This window comes from Bacillus sp. ISL-4 (assembly GCF_018613275.1).
GTDB classification, from domain to species: Bacteria; Bacillota; Bacilli; order Bacillales; family DSM-1321; genus Peribacillus; species Peribacillus simplex_E.
Genome location: NZ_JAGGQN010000003.1, coordinates 62,249 through 78,819, shown reverse-complemented (window position 1 = coordinate 78,819; position 16,571 = coordinate 62,249). Strand labels below are relative to the sequence as shown.

Sequence of the window (16,571 nt, the reverse complement as noted above, 5' to 3'; positions counted from 1 at the left end):
AGGATTATAATGTTAACAACAGAAAAAAAGGAATTTTGGTTCGTCGTAGGATCACAACATCTATATGGGGAAGAAGCGTTAGCAGAGGTCAAGGCGCATGCACAAACGATAACCGATGCATTAAATGAAAGCGGTATTTTACCTTATCCAGTTGTATTGCAAGATTTAGCTGTTAGTGCAGATAAAATTACAAGCATCATGAAAGAAGTCAACTATCGTGATGAAGTTGCCGGTGTCATCACTTGGATGCATACTTTCTCACCTGCAAAAATGTGGATTCGTGGAACAAAATTATTACAAAAACCATTGCTTCATTTAGCTACACAATTCAATGAAAGTATTCCTTGGGCAACGATTGATATGGACTATATGAACCTAAACCAATCCGCTCATGGTGACCGTGAATATGGTTTTATCAATGCCCGTTTGAAAAAACAAAATAAAGTTGTTGTCGGTTATTGGGAGCGCCCTGAAGTGCGACAGCAAATTGCACAATGGATGGACGTAGCGGTTGCTTATAACGAAAGCTTCAACATTAAGGTCGCTCGCTTTGGAGACAACATGCGTAACGTTGGGGTAACTGAAGGGGATAAGGTTGAAGCGCAAATCCAAGTTGGGTGGACAGTTGACTATTTTGGAATCGGAGACCTTGTTCAATATGTAAATGCGGTTACTGATGAAGAAATTGATGCTTTATTTGCAGAATACGAAAGCCTTTATGAATTTGATTATGGTACCTACAGTAGGGAAGATTGGGAGAAAAGCGTAAAGGTACAGGTAAGCTATGAAATTGCGATTAAACGTTTCCTTGATGATGGTGGTTACACGGCCTTCACAACGAACTTCGAAGATTTATATGGGATGAAGCAACTTCCTGGTCTTGCCGTCCAACGTTTGATGGCACAAGGATATGGCTTTGCGGGTGAAGGAGATTGGAAGACGGCAGCACTTGATCGCTTACTGAAAGTGATGAGCCATAACCAATCAACTGGTTTTATGGAAGATTACATATATGAATTAGCTGCTGGACAAGAATCAATCCTTCAATCACATATGCTTGAAGTTGACCCATCTTTAGCAAGTAACAAACCAAAAATTGTCGTATCTCCATTAGGTATAGGTGATCGTGAAGATCCAGCACGTTTAGTATTCGACGGCAAAGCAGGAGACGGTGTCGTTGTTTCCATGGCTGACTTTGGTACAAACTATAAACTTTTGATTAATGAAGTTTCTGCATTTGAGCCAACTGTTCCAGCACCAAACCTTCCAGTGGCCCGTGTACTTTGGGAAGTGAAGCCAAACTTCCAAGATGGAGTGAAAGCTTGGCTTGAGAATGGTGGCGGTCACCATACAGTTGTGTCATTGAACTTAACAACAGACCAAATCATAACCTATGCAAAACTTGTTGGCTTGGAATACGTAGTTATTAAGTAACGTCTCTCCCCTCCAAGGAGGCTCTGCTTCCTAGGAGGGAAGAAATAGATACTCCAGAAGTTGGAGAATGGAAATGGTAACCATTAGTGTGATCCCTTAATTTGTAAGCGTGTTCGTGGTTTTTCGGAAAAAGATGAAAGCGTTTTAATAGCACAATAACCACATAGAATTCATCCTAATAAATAATATTTAGGATGAATCTACTAGCATATATTTGTAGTTTGAGAAACTATTATTATTTTCTTAAAAAGCAATCAATATTTTTAGTAGTGGGATTTTAAAAATATAATCTTAAAACCTTGAGGAGGGAATTTTAATGGTTAATGAAAAGAAAATCTCAAGTGGATTCATTTATTTTTTTGGGGCTTTTGGAGGCATTCTCTTCGGTTATGATATCGGCGTTATGACGGGTGCTTTGCCTTTTCTGCAACATGATTGGAACCTTCAAAACAACCCTGGTGCTATTGGCTGGATTACCTCTTCGTTGATGTTTGGAGCTATTTTTGGAGGTGCCCTGGCCGGACAACTTTCTGATCGTTTAGGACGGCGCAAAATGATTTTAATATCTTCTATCATTTTTGCTGTTGGATCCATTTTGGCAGGAATATCCCCTCATAATGGGATCCTTTTTATGATTGTTGCCCGGATTTTATTAGGGTTGGCTGTTGGTGCTGCTTCTGCGTTGGTCCCAGCCTATATGTCGGAAATGGCGCCTGCACGTTTACGTGGACGTCTGTCAGGAATTAATCAAACAATGATTGTCTCTGGAATGTTGCTTTCGTACATTGTCGCTTATTTATTGAAAGACTTACCAGGAACTATGGCATGGCGGTTGATGCTTAGTTTGGCTGCCGTACCTGCTTTGATCTTATTTATTGGAGTGTCAAGGTTACCCGAATCACCACGTTTTTTAATTAAGAACAATAAAATTGATGAAGCTCGTAAAGTGTTGGGCTTTATTCGCTCTAACAAAGAACAAATTGATTCCGAAATAACACAAATTCAAGAAACTGTTAAAGAGGAAGCAAAGGTAAATCAAAAAGCATCATGGGGTACACTTTTAAGTAATAAATACCGGTATTTAGTAATTGCTGGTGTGGGTGTTGCTGCGTTTCAACAATTCCAGGGCGCAAACGCAATTTTTTATTATATTCCTATGATTGTGGAAAAAGCAACAGGGCATGAAGCCAGCTCAGTATTGATGTGGCCAATTATTCAAGGGGTTATTCTCGTACTAGGTTCATTAATATTCCTTATGATTGCTGATAAATTTAATCGCCGTACTTTATTGACAATAGGCGGAACTATTATGGGACTATCCTTTATTTTGCCGGCAATATTGAATTTATTAATTCCTAATGCAAATCCGATGATGATGGTTGTTTTTTTAAGTATTTATGTAGCACTTTATTCATTCACGTGGGCTCCATTAACTTGGGTCATAGTTGGAGAAATTTTCCCCCTGGTAATTCGCGGGCGTGCGTCAGGATTAGCTTCATCATTTAACTGGATTGGTTCTTTCTTGGTTGGATTGCTATTTCCAATCATGATTGCTTCGATGTCTCAAGAAGCTGTTTTTGCAATCTTTGGTGCTATTTGTTTACTTGGTGTTTTATTTATCCGGACATGCGTTCCTGAAACTCGAGGTCACACTTTGGAGGAAATTGAAAAAAATGGAGAAAATAAACAAGATAAGGGAAAAAGTGCTTAAATTATACCTATGAGATTTGGAGCAGAATTCAAAGAAGCTATACGCAAATAGGAGAGTTTAGCATGCATTTTAAATCAGGGGGTCATAAGGGAAATACTTCTGTAATTATGATCTACACACACATCATGAACATGTTGATTTACTCATATGATTTCCTTTCTTAAGGCCGAAGTTGCTACTTCGGCTTTTCAACTATTAAAATGTTTGCTGAACTTTTTGTGCAATTCATGGTGTTTTAGCTTTTATTAATAAGAAGGAATTTATTAGGAGGAGCAGAAAAAAATGAAAACATCACAAAGCTCGTTTGGAAATGAAGTCTTGCTGTTTACTATAGAAAATGATCATGGAGTAAGAATTGAAGTTACAAACTTTGGTGCAAGAATCGTCAATCTGTTCGTCCTAACGGAAACGGGTCGTAATAATATCGTATTGGGATTTGACTCGATTGAGGATTACAAAAAAGAAACATATTATGGAGCAACAATAGGAAGAGTCGCTGGAAGAATAAAAAATGGCCAATTTTCAATTGGTGATTCACGTTACCAAACATCTGTAAATCAATTAGGGAATACATTACACGGTGGCAACCCTGGATTCGATGAAAAAATCTGGGATTATGAAGTGAAGGAGACGGATGAAAGTGCATCAATCATCTTTTCAACCCACTCACCTGATGGCGAGAATGGTTTTCCGGGGAATTTGAAAGTAAGTGTGACTTATAAATTAGACAACTTAAATATTTGGTCAGTCAGCTATCAAGCAAATAGTGATAAAGACACAATTTTTAATCCGACCAATCACGTCTATTTTAACTTAACAGGGCATCCCAGCAATCCAATCGATGATCATTTCTTACAAATCTTTTCTGAAGAATTTGCACCAGTAAATGACGATACCACGGTAACTGGGGAAAAGCGAAGCACAATTGGTACGCCTTATGATTTTCGAACCCCGAAGAAATTAAAATCAACCTTTGAAGCCATTGACGCAGAAGTTAAAAAGGTTCAAGGAATCGACCATCCATTCTTCCTTACGTGCTCAGGACTTGATCAAACTGCAGTCAAATTAATTAGTCCTGACCAGAAAATAACAGTCGAAGTATACACAGAAGAGCCTGCGGTTGTCATTTACACTGCAAACGTTGTGAAAGATGTGCCACTTATGCACGGAGAAAAATTAATTCAACACGGCGGAATAACGTTTGAAACCCAAGCTGCTCCAGGAGCGATTGAGTTTGAAGATTTTGGAGATATTCTTCTTTTAGCAGGCGAAAATTATACTTCCCAAACAAAATACAAAATTAGGTCAGGACCCCACTAAGCTGAAGTTTCCAGTTAGTGTGTTAAAGTGTTGAATAGGTGGATTTGGTTTCGATAATTTCACATCGATTCGGCTGCTAGTTAGGATCAGCATCCAGTCTCTGTCAGAGCGATCGAGCATAGTTCGTGACATATATCGGGTGGGATTCCCGCCGAATAAGAGTTAGCCACTCACTCGAACAGAGTTTTGGAGGATAAAGGATAACTTATATCTTTAAGCGTAAACAGTTAGATAGTGGGTCGTAAACTACGGTTAAAGGAAAGCCCCTCATTTAAACAGCGCATTTTAAATACGTAGCACCTCCTGGTACGATACTTGTATCAATCAAAGGAGATGCTTTTCCTATGCCGCAACAAAAATTAACGATTGTCCCCGTTACATTACATGCCGAAAATAATCTTTACGATCTACTCTTCAGAAGATCCTTTAACTGGCATTTGCAAAATCAAAACGGCAAACGCTGAAATATCCTTCTATTGCGGTGTAGATGAGCGCGCTATTCAAAACATTATGAGGGAGTTGAAACATCTGTGAAATACGGTTATACAAGTGTGAAATGTAACAATTTTATTTGTATTTAGCTGTTTTTTTGATAATCATCATTTTAGTATTATTAGGGTAGCTAGAAGAAAATCGGGATATTTTAATCAGTTAAAGTTAAATGGATGACTTTAAAGGACGCTTTTTGTATAAATTCCATAGCATTAAGATTATTATTAGAAATAAGAAATTGAACCCCCAAGGACACGACGAAAAATCAGCAATAAAACTTTTTCTTAAACTTACTGACTAACGAATTGAATCCATAAATTAAAAATCATTTTGATTCAAATAACGAGTCAGTTTATCTCGCGTTTATGAAATGACTTCGTTACATTCTATGAGACTTAAAGAGCGTTATGTACTGCCAGAAAACTCTGTTGAAAGATCGGTGAGATTCATAGGAGGAGTGCAATCCCTTATTGAAGAATATGTGATGAAAATGATGAAAGCTATACAAATTCCGTCTAAAGGCGAAAAGATGAAACTTTAGAGATTCCAATTCCCCAGGCTGGAGAAGGACAAGTACTTCTCCGTGTAGAGGCATGCGGAGTATGTAATGGAGACTCCATGGGCTATTAAAGGTGCTTCTCCAGAGTATCCCCGCATTCCTGGTCTTGAAGTAATTGGCGTAGTTGAAGAACTTTGCGCAGGTTCTACGAAGTGGAAGATTGGTGAACGTGTAGGCATTGGATGGCATGGAGGGAACAACCATGTAACAGGTTTGACAATGGACGGTGGTTACGATGAATACATGGTGCCTATGAAGATAGTTTGTCAAGCATTCCAAACGAATTATCTGTTTTAGGAGCAGCACCACTTATGTGTGATGATGAAACAACGTTTAGTGCTTTAAGAAATAGCAAAGCTCGACCTGGCGATCTTATAGCCATTCAGGGTATTGGTGGGCTTGGGCACCTAGCAGTTCAGTATGCGAAGAAAGCAGGATTTCGAACTTTTTCACATCAAAAGAGGCTAAGAAGGTCCAATCGTATGAACCTGAAGGCTCACTTCTTTACAGATACTGATGTTCCATAATCTTTAATAGTTAATTTTACAATGTAGTTGACCGGAGTTTCACTAAATGTTTGGTCCCAATTCTTTTTGACCTTCTTCTATACTTTGGGGTTCTCAATTCTCAATCGATTTCCGAAGCCAGCAACATCTACTTGGTATTCTTTTTGCATTTTTTCTACTACATTCCTTACCAAGCGTTTCACTTCTTTCTCAGATGATTTTTCCGCTTTTTTTAGAAAATCATTGCTAAAAGTATTTCCCGAAACCACCCAATTTTCAGACAGCCTTCCCTCTGATTCAATGTTTACATCAAAAGAGATGTTGTTTCCTTTAACTTGGGGTTTAATACTGCTTTTCATGGACTCTAACTCATACACAATCTGCTGACCAGTCCCTACTAATGAGCACAAGACAGCTTGGTCAAAATCATTATCACGAAGATTTTGATTAAGTAATTGTTCCAATTTATACGATCTTGCAAGCTTTTCACCGATAACAACCACTTTCAAATGGGAATAGTTTATGGGTTGTTCACTTCTCAATGATAATTCACGAGTCATTTGAAGGACGGAATCTCCCGTTTGAGAAACATTAACATAAGCTTTTCCTTGTGGTCCGGCTAGTTTTGTTGTTGAACTTGCTACTTGTTGAGTGATCAATTGATAGGTTGCTGTAATCAGATTTTTTTTGTATATCCCTCGCCTTGTTCGTTTAACTCTTTCTCAATGAAGAACTCCTAGCCTTTATCAAATGCTAAACCTATACCTAAACTTTGCTCTTCAATTTCATGACTGCTCCAACATCCTGTAAGAGATAAGAACAAAAGGACGGACTGGGGAAGGATGAGGGACCGTATATTGTTATGTGTTTGTTTCATATTTTCCTCCTTACTCTTGAGATAATGAGAAGGAGTAGCGGGAGTAAGCCAAATAATAACAACGCGACATTGCCGATCATATCTCCAAGTTTAAATAGGTCATTGATATTTTTCGGAAACATGACTATGATGTATATAATCGGAAGCAAGCCATACATAAATGGATCAATGTTCTTTTTGAAAAGTTGAGACAGACCCAAAGAAGAAGCATAATGGCCAATGTTAAAGCAAGTAAACATTTGCATAATCCATATCACCAGTAACAAAGATTCAAACCGTTCAAAGATTAAACCGGTGACTTCAAAACTTCGTATAAGATCAAGTGTCGGCCATGTTCTCGTGACCACTCCATCAATAGATAATGCTCCGATAACCATTACGACCGTTATCACGTAAAAAATCAATGGAATGGAAACCCCAACAAGAACGGCTTTTACTGCTTTTTTGGGCTGATTCATAAACGGAATAAGCAATAACATGATTTCAAAACCTGTATATGAGAGAGCCGTGGACTTTACTCCTTTTAGTACTGGTTTGACTCCTGACCCTAGTACTGGGCGTAGATTATCCATCTCAAATATTTTAAAGCTCATAAAGACAACTATTATAAAAAGAATAACCGAAATTGGTAAAATAATTTCAAACAGACGGGCGATCGGATTTATACCGCCCCTGATTAGATAGAGACTTATCCACATAAATGGCATCAGGATGGCCCATAATGGGGTACCTTCTAATAAAAAGTAACTTGTTACTTCTACTAATGCACGGGCATGAAACCCACAAAGTGTTATAAAATAACATACAAGGAGTAGACTAAGTAACCCGCCCACCCATTTTCCTACAATTTCTTGGCTGTATTGATAAAAGGTTTTTTCGGGAAACTGTTGACTTAATTTCACTATGATTATTCCTGCTATCATTGCGATCAGCCCGCCTAAAATAACGGTTATCCAGACATCTGATGTTTTCACCTTCTCCACAGATGTTCGGGGCAAGGTGAGAATTCCGGTTCCAAGTATAAAATTGATAACGATAACCGTCGCTTGCGAAGTCGTAATTTGCTCTTTTGGACTAACTATCATCGCTGGTTCACTTCCTTTCATAAGGAGCTATCCTTTACGCGTGGCGTCTTTCGTATACATCATCTTCGGACGACGTTTCACCATCATAAGGGGACCATAAAGTCTTTCCAATCACTTAAGCGATAAGGAACGGCTGGACTCACATAAGGTACACCAAAGCTCTTTAATATCATCAAATGACTGGTCATGAAAAGAATGAATAGAATGACCCCGTATAATCCTAATATAGCAGCGCAAAGCATGGTGACAAAGTGAAGAATACGTAACGCAATCCCTGCATTATTTTGCGGAATGGCAAGCGATGAAATAGAAGTTAACGCTACTACAATCACCAAAATAGGGCTAACAATCCCTCCCTGTACAGCAGCTTCCCCAATGATTAATCCACCGATATTCCCATTGCGGGACCAATTGTCTTAGGCAACCGTAGCCCAGCTTCCCTCAAAATCCCGATGGATATTTCCATAAATAATGCCTCGATAAGTGCTGGAAACGGAATTGAGGACTTTGGTTCCTATAATGGAAATGGCTAACTTAGTCGGAATCAACCCTGGATGAAATGAGATGAAAGTTATATACAAAGACGGTGTAAATAGGGCTAGAATAACTGCGAGAAAACGAAGTAAACGCAATCTGCTCCATCTTTCATAATAGTCTTCCGGTTATTGTAACATCATGCTTAATGTAACTGGAACGATCAAAGCGAATGGCGTCCCATCTAATAAGATGGCCACTTGACCTTCCATCAAGGCAGCAATCACGCGATCAGGATGCTCTGTACCTGCGGAAAAGGACTCAGGTAATCAGCAGCTAACATCTGTGAAATGTTATTATTTATTCAATGTAAAATTCCTTTATTTCTCAAATAGTATTATTATCTTATACGTTTCTTATGCAAGAAAATTTAAACCAATTAGAAGTATTTCCATCACTTTATGTTTGTTATCAGCTACACCAGTACAATAAATATCCCACTTACAAATCTCCAATTGTTAACAATGGCTTGGATCAAAATAGCCACATGTAATGGTAGCTTACAAAACAGTGCAAATGATCCTAATCTAAAATAGTATTGGGAAAAGAGAGACCGCAGAAGAAGTTGCTAAGGCGATTTTATATTTAGCAAGTGATAAGGTTTCCTTTTTAATAGGAGCCGTATTACTTATAGACGGTGGAGTAACAGCAAGATTGAAATAAATTTGCGTTATCGAAACATCTCCATTATTTTTAAGGGATTACATTAAGATGTTTTGCTCATTAAATTATAGTAGTTATTACTACAACTACTCATTGTATTTTATCAATCAAAGCCCTTATCCAAACAGATAGGGGCTTTGATTTACTTTATCTAAATCTTTTTATGAGCATATTTTAGCAACTTCTCAATTTGCTAAAATATACTTATAATACTTTTGTTTTATAATTGATTTTTTACTATTTTAGATGGAAGGTTGAATGTTTGAAAAAAAATAAGGACACTATGCAACTTATTATGGATACAGGACAATATCTTGTACATGAACTCGGTTATAATGCAATGAGCTATGCTGATATTGCCGAAAGAATTGGTATTAAAAAAGCAAGCATCCATTATCACTTTCCTACTAAACAGGAACTTGTTCAGGCAATTCTTCATAGATATCGTAAAGAATTTTTAAATGAACTTGACCAGATTGAACAAATATCAATTAACTCGGAGGAAAAGCTTTTTCGTTTCTTTCAACATTATCGTGAAACATTAGCTAATGATTCTAAGCTTTTCCTATGCTCTATAATGGCAGCTGAACTAGTTTCATTCCCGATAGAAATCCAAAATGAAATCAATGGTTTCTTTAGGGATAATGAAAACTGGATAGAAAAAGTAATAAATCAAGGTAAAGAATCTGGAATAATGGATTATCAAATTAGTTCAAGGGAACAATCGAAGATAATAATGGCATTTGTACAAGGAGCTCAACTATTAGCTAGATCTTCAGGGGGACCTTCAATATTATGACACGATGGTTCAAAATTTGATAAAAAACTAAAACCATATACAAGCCAAAAAACCTGATAATAGAGTAGGATTTCACTTGTTTTTATAACCCTCTTTTATAAATCAATACTTTATGACGTCTTCTGAGGTTAAGAAGGTTTAAGAGTTTTTACGATACAATCAGCAATCTATCTTAAAGTCTTTAACTCAACAATATCGCACTAAATATTCTAATGTTCAAACTTTCACAAATTGTTCACAACAACAATGAAAACGCTTACGATTTTCATTATATAATATACATATCCTAACTGATTTCATAGTATTGCACCAATTATCATACAATTTTTAATAAAGAATTGAATAGACTAGAAAGGAGATAATCAGATGATCTTGAAATCGTTGAAAAAAAAGGGCATAACGACCATCATTTATTATAAAGAAGGAGTATTAAAAACATGTAAGGGTCAATTGCATAAACTTAACCTTAATGAACAAACCCTTTCCTTAAAGGATGAAAATCAAAAGATTTTCTCTATTCGTTTATCTCGTATTATGGAAATATATTAACTTAATTACTTTTATTTAACTAATTAAAGTTACCATATATTTATTAATCCCGAATCTTTAGTATATTACTAGAGGTTCTTTTTTCATAAATGGAAAGCTAAAGGGTCGTTTAGCATTCCTGTAGTTAGTAATTTTTCAGTTTTGTCCGGAATATGCAAAACAAGTGGCAAGCCCGCTTATTAATATCGACAAAATTACTGTTGTGGACACGGGTGGAAGCGGTTCGAATGGCGGGGCTAATAAAGTGACTGGGTATGCAACGGATTTAATGGCAACATTGCAGGAGCCATTAAAGGCATCTTCGGGAATTGATGTCAAAGATTTGCTTGAGAATTTCTCAGGAAAGCAAAATTTACCATTTTCCACCATCAGCCAGGAGAATATCCAAGCGAACATGAATATGGCAGCAGGGAAGGAAGAGTAAAAGGTAAATCATACTGTTCATCACATAAAAAATTAAAGCTGATGCATTAGAATAAGAAGTATTGCAAAAGACAAAAAGAATTAAGATAACAAAAAATATTGAAGAATTAACCATTAAGAGCAATAGGGCCAAATCATACAAGAAGAAGCAACAGATATACAATCTGTTGCTTCTTCTTGTTGAAATGCTTTGACATTTATTCTGTAAACTCTATCGAATATTCATAGTTGGTACCGTTTGGAATGTAGCGAAAATAGAAAGCCGACTGCCGTTTACAATGGGGCCTTTCCCATCTTCACAGTCGATTCTCATACTCATTGAGGATGACGGTCAATGCTAGCTAAAACTTCCAAATCAGCTAAGTCCTCTAGAAAGTAGTTTTGGAGAACAGAACCATAATTATAAACTTTCACACTATCTATAGCGACTGTTTCTTTGGCATAAATAACGAGCTCGAAACTGACTCCTCCAACTCTCATAATATTAGTGGTATAATCTGGTCCTTATCCCCAGGAATTGAAACGGAGTTCAGGTCACGAATGGGGATAATTAAAATGTCTTTTTGTAAATCAGCTCAAGAAATGAAGTTAATAAATGTTGATGTCTTAAATGAAATTAAAAAGATTGAGAGTAATTCTATTCATTTAATCTGTACGGACCCGCCATATTTTATATCTAGGTAGACGAATTTTAAAAGTGGTGGGGGTGACTCTATTTCAATGGAATTTGGTGAATGGAATTTAGTAGTAAGTAGTTTAAATTGTTTTTCCCTATTACAAGAATTTAAAAGGGTACTAGTTCCAGGTGGACCAATGGTCATCTTTTACGATAATTTTAAAATAGGTGATATATCAATTGTTGCAGAACAATTGAAGTTGAAACAACTAAGAATAGGAATCTGGGAAAAAACGAATTCGGTCCCCATTGGGACAAAAAGAACGTTAAATTCTTATTATGATAGGGCTTCTTATGAAGCACCTATAGTTAGTGGAAAAGTGAGATTTCACCCTTGTCAAAAGCCAGTTGCTGTTCTCGAAAAAAAAATTGCAACTCATTCTAATAAAGGTGAAACAGTATTAGATTGTTTCATGGGTTCAAAATCAACATGACTAGCTGCTATAAATCAAAGTCGGACCTTTATTGGTTTCGAATTAGATAATACCTACATATGGAAGTTAATTAATGCTGTTGCTGTTGAAACCTCTTAAAAGACTTCGGGGTACCCCCTCTTGTGATAATAATTAATATGACTGCCAAGGAAGGCCTTTCCCGAACTTAACGATCCGTTTTAAACACTGTTTCACGCGGTGTTTTTATTTTTTGAAAAGAAAAATGAAATGAGGGAGTTAGATGAAAATTTCTAAGTATAATTAAAAACGTTTGTTCTGTTGTGTGAATTATAGAAAGAATGAAGATATTCAAATGACAATCCTTGACAGAGGAATTCTAAAGTGGCAGGAGCGTTGATTTTACCTGAACATAAAGCTTTTCAAATAGAAATGAGCAAAGATTAATTTAGACGAGTCAAACCAATATTAGACGAATACCAATTAGAGGTGTTTGAATACAAAATATACACTTCAATGGAGTTTGTTTTCCAAACAACATATCCGTTTAGGATGGTTGCTAACACCGGAATGTCCTTATCTCTTTTAGAGGGCAGGTTAATGGATCTTTGGCCAATACAGCAATGTCTGCTTTTTGGCCTACCACTATTGTTCGTTCAAAGTTTAGTTCGGCTCCATAAATAGTCATTGATTTTAGTGCTGTTAACACATCAATTTTTTTGATCTTCTCCTAACTCATTTCCGTTCCTTGTAATTTGGTTCACGGCTTCCCAAACAGAAAAAAGCGGTGAGATTGGTATGATTAGACAATCGGAATGTAATGTAAATAATAAATCTAGATCAAGTGATTTGGCTAATGGATTTATTTATCCGTCAGCGCGCTCTCGTTTTAAAAATATATAGCGATGTCGATATTCCCAATAATAAACGTGATAATAAAGAAAGAAGCAGCAATTCCAAATTCCTTCATGGTCTGCAAGTCATTAAAATTTGCTGTCTGAATGTGTTCAATTCGGTGGCGATAATCGTCTCAAGTACTGCCCTTTATGGCTGCTCCCAGAGCTTTAATATTAGATTCAATCGCTCGGTCGCCATTGACATGTATGGCGATACGGAAGCCTCGATTTATGCAAATCTAATATTTCTTCATTGAAGGCTTCTTGTTCGTTTAATAGTTCATCATACTCAGAGCTGTTGCTGGAATAAGGTTTCCTAAGCGCGGCTGTATGTCCTTGAATGGAACCATCCTGGAAATGTTGAAGATATCAAGATGAATGCGGTTTTCTGACCTTTTTTCGGGCTCTTCCTGTAGTTGTTCGACCGTTTAATTAGCAAACGGACCATCTTCACGTAATAGGTGATTTTCGCATTTTTAATGGGTTTTACCTGTAGTGACCGCATCTATATGGGCATCAAGTTCGAATAACCCTTTATCCAGCCCTACTCCGGCGTCTTTGCAAGTAGTTATTCCTTAACCTTATATTCTTTTGCTTGAGTTGTTTGTTCCATGTCACGTTATTTTTGCACCAGAATCTAGCTTTAATAGAATGATTTTGAAATATTTTCAGTAGTTTTTAATAATAAAGATATATGTTGTTCCATCGATTCTTTATTCCATCGAAAGACTGGCCCAGAAATAGAAATAGCTCCAATGACTTTCCCTTTTGCACCAAAGACAGGAGCTGATAACGCAGCTACATTCTTCGTGAGTTCTTCCTCATTTATTGAGTAACCGGTATTTACAATGGTTTCTAGTTTTAGTCGAAGTATATTTCTTTCTTCTTCAGGAAGGATGTTTAATGCTTGAGCTTGTAAATCTTCATTAAGGAATGCCAAAATTACTCGACCACTTGACCCAAGATGTAGGGGAATCCTATTACCAACTCCTGCTTTTCTGCTTATTTCCTGATTACTTACATGTTCGATTACACACATCCTAATCATGCTTGTTAACATATAAAATCCTACCGTTTCCTGAGTTTCATCTCTCAATTTAATTAATTGGGAGTCAATTAAAGAGATAAACGGTAAATCTGTGATTATTTTATTTGCATAGTCAATGAAAACGGTCCCGAGTGAATATTTTTTAGAAACTATATCTTGGAATACCATACCTTCCATTTTCAAAGTAGTTAGCATGCGATGAGTAATAGGAGGAGAAATATTAAGTTTTTCGCTAATATCTTTAATTCCTTGTGGACCTGGTGTTTCATTTAGAAAATTGATAATTTTAATTGCACGCTGTACTGTAGATGAAATCTTTGTGTTCATAAATAAAATCCTCCGTTAATTTCCATTTAAATTAATTATTTCAATTTAATAATTGCTATTTTCAATTATTAAACGGTCTCTTGAAACGCTTGGGAGAAAGGGAATTGGAAATGCGAAATTCATTCAATAATTAAAAATATTATATCATACCAAGATTATAAGCCAATTAATTAGGGGAGAGTACCCCATGTTTTTGTCACTATTGAAAGGAAGATCCCTTTAAATCACTAAAAGTGTCCTTTTATATCAGTCATTTTTTAATAAATTATTATATTTATATAGCATATAAGTTTTCGAGAAGCTAAATGCAATTTTTATAAGTAAGGTTGGTGGCTTAAAAATAAATTGACTTTTTAGATAATTATCACGTAGTATCAAATATAGGAATATCAATTCCGATATTGTTAATTAAAAATTAAAAAATATTGAATAGGAGGAAAATTTATGAATTTACAACTGTCGACATCTAATTCAATAAAAGCTGAAGTTGGTGCGATGCCAGAGACAAAAGGTTTAAACTTTTTTAAGGAAGATCTCAATCTCCCTTTTATCCTACATCGTTATCTTTCCAAAGAAGATTATGATCACGCCCTATCTTACTTAACAGAATTAGGTGAAATAGCGGGAACACGTTTAGACGAGTTATCTCGTACTGCGGATAAGCATACTCCTGAGTTGATTGCTTTCAATGGGAAGGGGGAGCGTGTTAACGAAGTTGACTATCATCCGGCCTATAAGGAAATGGAGTATTTAGGATATAGCAAATTTGGTCTCGCAGCTATGTCACATAAACCAGTGCTAGGATTTTCTACGAAACTTCCGCACGTACTAAAATATGCATTTTGGTATTTATTTGTACAATCCGAGTTTGGTTTAGCTTGCCCAATGAGTATGACAGATTCTGGTGCGCGTGTTTTAAGGAGATATGCCGATCAAGACATGCAGGATACCTATTTACCACATTTGACGAGTACAGATATGAAGGAATTATGGACGTGTGCCCAATTTATGACTGAAAAGCAAGGTGGGTCTGATGTTGGGGCTAACACGTTAACGGCAAAAAAAGTGGGCGATCAGTGGGAACTTTGGGGCGATAAGTGGTTTTGTTCCAACCTATCAACAGACCTAGCATTAGTGTTGGCTCGTCCTGAAGGTGCTCCAGCGGGCACGAAAGGTCTTGGGATGTTTTTAATGCCAAGAAAATTACCGGATGGATCTCTAAATAAGTTCAGCATCAATCGAATAAAAGATAAGTTAGGAACACGGGACATGGCTTCGGGTGAGGTAGCGTTTGAAGGGGCGGTCGCTTATGCTGTGGGTGATGTTACGAATGGTTTTAAGCAAATGATGTCGATGGTAAATTCCTCACGATTATCGAATGCCGTTCGTTCTACAGCAATGATGCGAAGAAGCTTTTTGGAAGCGCTTATTTCAGCTCGGGGCCGGGTAGCATTTGGCAGCTCTATAGCCGAAAAGCCGCTTATGAAAGAAACCCTTTTTGAATTATTACTAGATTCCGAGGCAGCTGCGGCTATGACATTCTTCACAGCTTCCGTTTATGATAAAGCAGATCAAGGCAGCAAGACCGATGAAAAGCTATTACGTATTTTAACGCCATTGTTAAAAGGATACATTTGTAAACGAGCGAGAAATTCTACCTCTGAAGGGATGGAAGCAAGAGGGGGAAATGGGTATATCGAGGATTGGGTGGAACCGAAACTTGTGCGCGATGCTCATTTAGGTGCTATTTGGGAAGGAACCACAAATATTGTGGCCTTAGACGTAATAAGATCCTTAGTGAAAGATCAAGCAGGAGAGGTTTTCTTTAACACAGTTTACAATACTATAGATGGCATCTCTGATTCTTTGGCGCAGCAGACTGGCAAGATTCTTTTACACGTTACCAATAAAATTGAATCGCAAGCGAAGAAAATAATGAATTTGAACGGGCCAGAGAGGGAACTGCCTGCGAAACAATTAATGAACCGCATGTATCATGTTTGTGCAGCCAGTCTTTTACTGGAAGAAGCGTCTGTGCAAATTACAGAACAAGGAAGCTACCGTAAATTATACATGACTTTACAGTATCTCCACCGTTATTTGCTTTCTAATAGTTTGGATAATTATAGCTACTCGGATCCATCGTTATTACAATGGTTTGATGCTATTGTTGACTGGGAACAAGTTCCGGTTCAGGCTGTAAGAGGTTTATTAAAACAAGTGCAACAATCCGTGAAACTCTAAACAATCAATCTCTACCATAAGGTGTATGACAACGAT

At 36.9% G+C, this 16,571-nt stretch carries 12 protein-coding genes and 4 pseudogenes; 12 read left to right on the top strand and 4 right to left on the bottom strand.

Translation table 11 applies throughout. The features are described from left to right. Positions 1-9 precede the first annotated feature (9 nt). The 5 genes from araA to J7J00_RS27830 all read left to right on the top strand — a co-directional run bounded on the left by araA (position 10) and on the right by J7J00_RS27830 (position 6,043). Positions 10-1,434 carry an L-arabinose isomerase gene (gene araA, locus J7J00_RS02095; RefSeq protein ID WP_214787045.1) on the top strand — a complete coding sequence of 475 codons (1,425 nt, stop codon included), beginning with the start codon at positions 10-12 and terminating at the stop codon, positions 1,432-1,434. Positions 1,435-1,750: 316 nt separating this feature from the next. Next, entirely contained in the window at positions 1,751-3,145 is a 1,395-nt protein-coding gene (locus tag J7J00_RS02090) for a sugar porter family MFS transporter (protein WP_214787043.1), read from the top strand. A gap of 282 nt (positions 3,146-3,427) precedes the next feature. Beyond that, entirely contained in the window at positions 3,428-4,465 is a 1,038-nt protein-coding gene (locus J7J00_RS02085) for an aldose epimerase family protein (RefSeq protein WP_214787041.1), read from the top strand. 1,099 nt (positions 4,466-5,564) lie between these two features. Continuing rightward, complete coding sequence (locus J7J00_RS27835) at positions 5,565-5,813, top strand: alcohol dehydrogenase catalytic domain-containing protein (RefSeq protein WP_286201141.1); 249 nt, start codon at positions 5,565-5,567, stop codon at positions 5,811-5,813. 14 nt (positions 5,814-5,827) lie between these two features. Further along, a complete protein-coding gene (locus tag J7J00_RS27830; RefSeq protein WP_286201154.1) occupies positions 5,828-6,043 on the top strand; it encodes a hypothetical protein in 216 nt (71 codons plus the stop codon). Here the strand turns inward: J7J00_RS27830 and J7J00_RS02075 are convergent. The 3 genes and pseudogenes from J7J00_RS02075 to J7J00_RS02065 all read right to left on the bottom strand — a co-directional run. After that, positions 6,013-6,899 (bottom strand): annotated as a pseudogene (locus J7J00_RS02075) (Ger(x)C family spore germination C-terminal domain-containing protein). The gene J7J00_RS27830 and the pseudogene J7J00_RS02075 overlap by 31 nt on opposite strands. After that, positions 6,896-7,984 (bottom strand): spore germination protein, encoded by a 1,089-nt coding sequence (locus tag J7J00_RS02070; protein WP_214787270.1) that lies wholly within the window; start codon positions 7,982-7,984, stop codon positions 6,896-6,898. Before J7J00_RS02070 ends, J7J00_RS02075 begins: the two are co-directional and overlap by 4 nt. A 27-nt stretch (positions 7,985-8,011) precedes the next feature. Further along, positions 8,012-8,789: pseudogene (locus J7J00_RS02065) on the bottom strand (spore germination protein); the annotation flags it as partial. 269 nt (positions 8,790-9,058) lie between these two features. On the opposite strand from J7J00_RS02065, the pseudogene J7J00_RS02060 reads away from it, so the two are divergent. From J7J00_RS02060 to J7J00_RS02035, 6 genes and pseudogenes are all read left to right on the top strand, one after another. Continuing rightward, positions 9,059-9,181: pseudogene (locus J7J00_RS02060) on the top strand (SDR family oxidoreductase); the annotation flags it as partial. Positions 9,182-9,443: 262 nt separating this feature from the next. Next, positions 9,444-9,980, top strand: a complete 537-nt coding sequence (locus J7J00_RS02055; RefSeq protein WP_214787040.1) for a TetR/AcrR family transcriptional regulator — start codon at positions 9,444-9,446, stop codon at positions 9,978-9,980. Positions 9,981-10,346: 366 nt separating this feature from the next. Continuing rightward, positions 10,347-10,529, top strand: a complete 183-nt coding sequence (locus J7J00_RS02050; RefSeq protein WP_034307388.1) for a YolD-like family protein — start codon at positions 10,347-10,349, stop codon at positions 10,527-10,529. A 139-nt stretch (positions 10,530-10,668) separates the two neighbouring features. Beyond that, positions 10,669-10,953: pseudogene (locus tag J7J00_RS02045) on the top strand (flotillin family protein); the annotation flags it as partial. Positions 10,954-11,672: 719 nt separating this feature from the next. Beyond that, on the top strand, positions 11,673-12,062 hold the full coding sequence (locus tag J7J00_RS02040) for a DNA methyltransferase (RefSeq protein WP_214787037.1): 390 nt from the start codon (positions 11,673-11,675) through the stop codon (positions 12,060-12,062). Positions 12,063-12,876: 814 nt separating this feature from the next. Further along, complete coding sequence (locus tag J7J00_RS02035) at positions 12,877-13,173, top strand: hypothetical protein (RefSeq protein ID WP_214787035.1); 297 nt, start codon at positions 12,877-12,879, stop codon at positions 13,171-13,173. A 386-nt stretch (positions 13,174-13,559) separates the two neighbouring features. On the opposite strand, the gene J7J00_RS02030 is transcribed toward J7J00_RS02035, so the two are convergent. Beyond that, a complete protein-coding gene (locus J7J00_RS02030) occupies positions 13,560-14,291 on the bottom strand; it encodes an IclR family transcriptional regulator (RefSeq protein ID WP_214787033.1) in 732 nt (243 codons plus the stop codon). 444 nt (positions 14,292-14,735) lie between these two features. On the opposite strand from J7J00_RS02030, the gene J7J00_RS02025 reads away from it, so the two are divergent. After that, complete coding sequence (locus J7J00_RS02025) at positions 14,736-16,535, top strand: acyl-CoA dehydrogenase family protein (RefSeq protein WP_214787031.1); 1,800 nt, start codon at positions 14,736-14,738, stop codon at positions 16,533-16,535. The last annotated feature ends 36 nt before the right edge of the window (positions 16,536-16,571 follow it).

What these genes read in the sequence shown, in the direction of transcription:
- araA (WP_214787045.1), top strand. Translation starts at nt 10, where the DNA reads ATGTTAACAACAGAAAAAAAGGAATTTTGGTTCGTCGTAGGATCACAA.
- J7J00_RS02090 (WP_214787043.1), top strand. Translation starts at nt 1,751, where the DNA reads ATGGTTAATGAAAAGAAAATCTCAAGTGGATTCATTTATTTTTTTGGG.
- J7J00_RS02085 (WP_214787041.1), top strand. Translation starts at nt 3,428, where the DNA reads ATGAAAACATCACAAAGCTCGTTTGGAAATGAAGTCTTGCTGTTTACT.
- J7J00_RS27835 (WP_286201141.1), top strand. Translation starts at nt 5,565, where the DNA reads ATGGAGACTCCATGGGCTATTAAAGGTGCTTCTCCAGAGTATCCCCGC.
- J7J00_RS27830 (WP_286201154.1), top strand. Translation starts at nt 5,828, where the DNA reads ATGTGTGATGATGAAACAACGTTTAGTGCTTTAAGAAATAGCAAAGCT.
- J7J00_RS02070 (WP_214787270.1), bottom strand. Translation starts at nt 7,984, where the DNA reads ATGATAGTTAGTCCAAAAGAGCAAATTACGACTTCGCAAGCGACGGTT.
- J7J00_RS02050 (WP_034307388.1), top strand. Translation starts at nt 10,347, where the DNA reads ATGATCTTGAAATCGTTGAAAAAAAAGGGCATAACGACCATCATTTAT.
- J7J00_RS02040 (WP_214787037.1), top strand. Translation starts at nt 11,673, where the DNA reads ATGGAATTTGGTGAATGGAATTTAGTAGTAAGTAGTTTAAATTGTTTT.
- J7J00_RS02035 (WP_214787035.1), top strand. Translation starts at nt 12,877, where the DNA reads ATGGATTTATTTATCCGTCAGCGCGCTCTCGTTTTAAAAATATATAGC.
- J7J00_RS02030 (WP_214787033.1), bottom strand. Translation starts at nt 14,291, where the DNA reads ATGAACACAAAGATTTCATCTACAGTACAGCGTGCAATTAAAATTATC.
- J7J00_RS02025 (WP_214787031.1), top strand. Translation starts at nt 14,736, where the DNA reads ATGAATTTACAACTGTCGACATCTAATTCAATAAAAGCTGAAGTTGGT.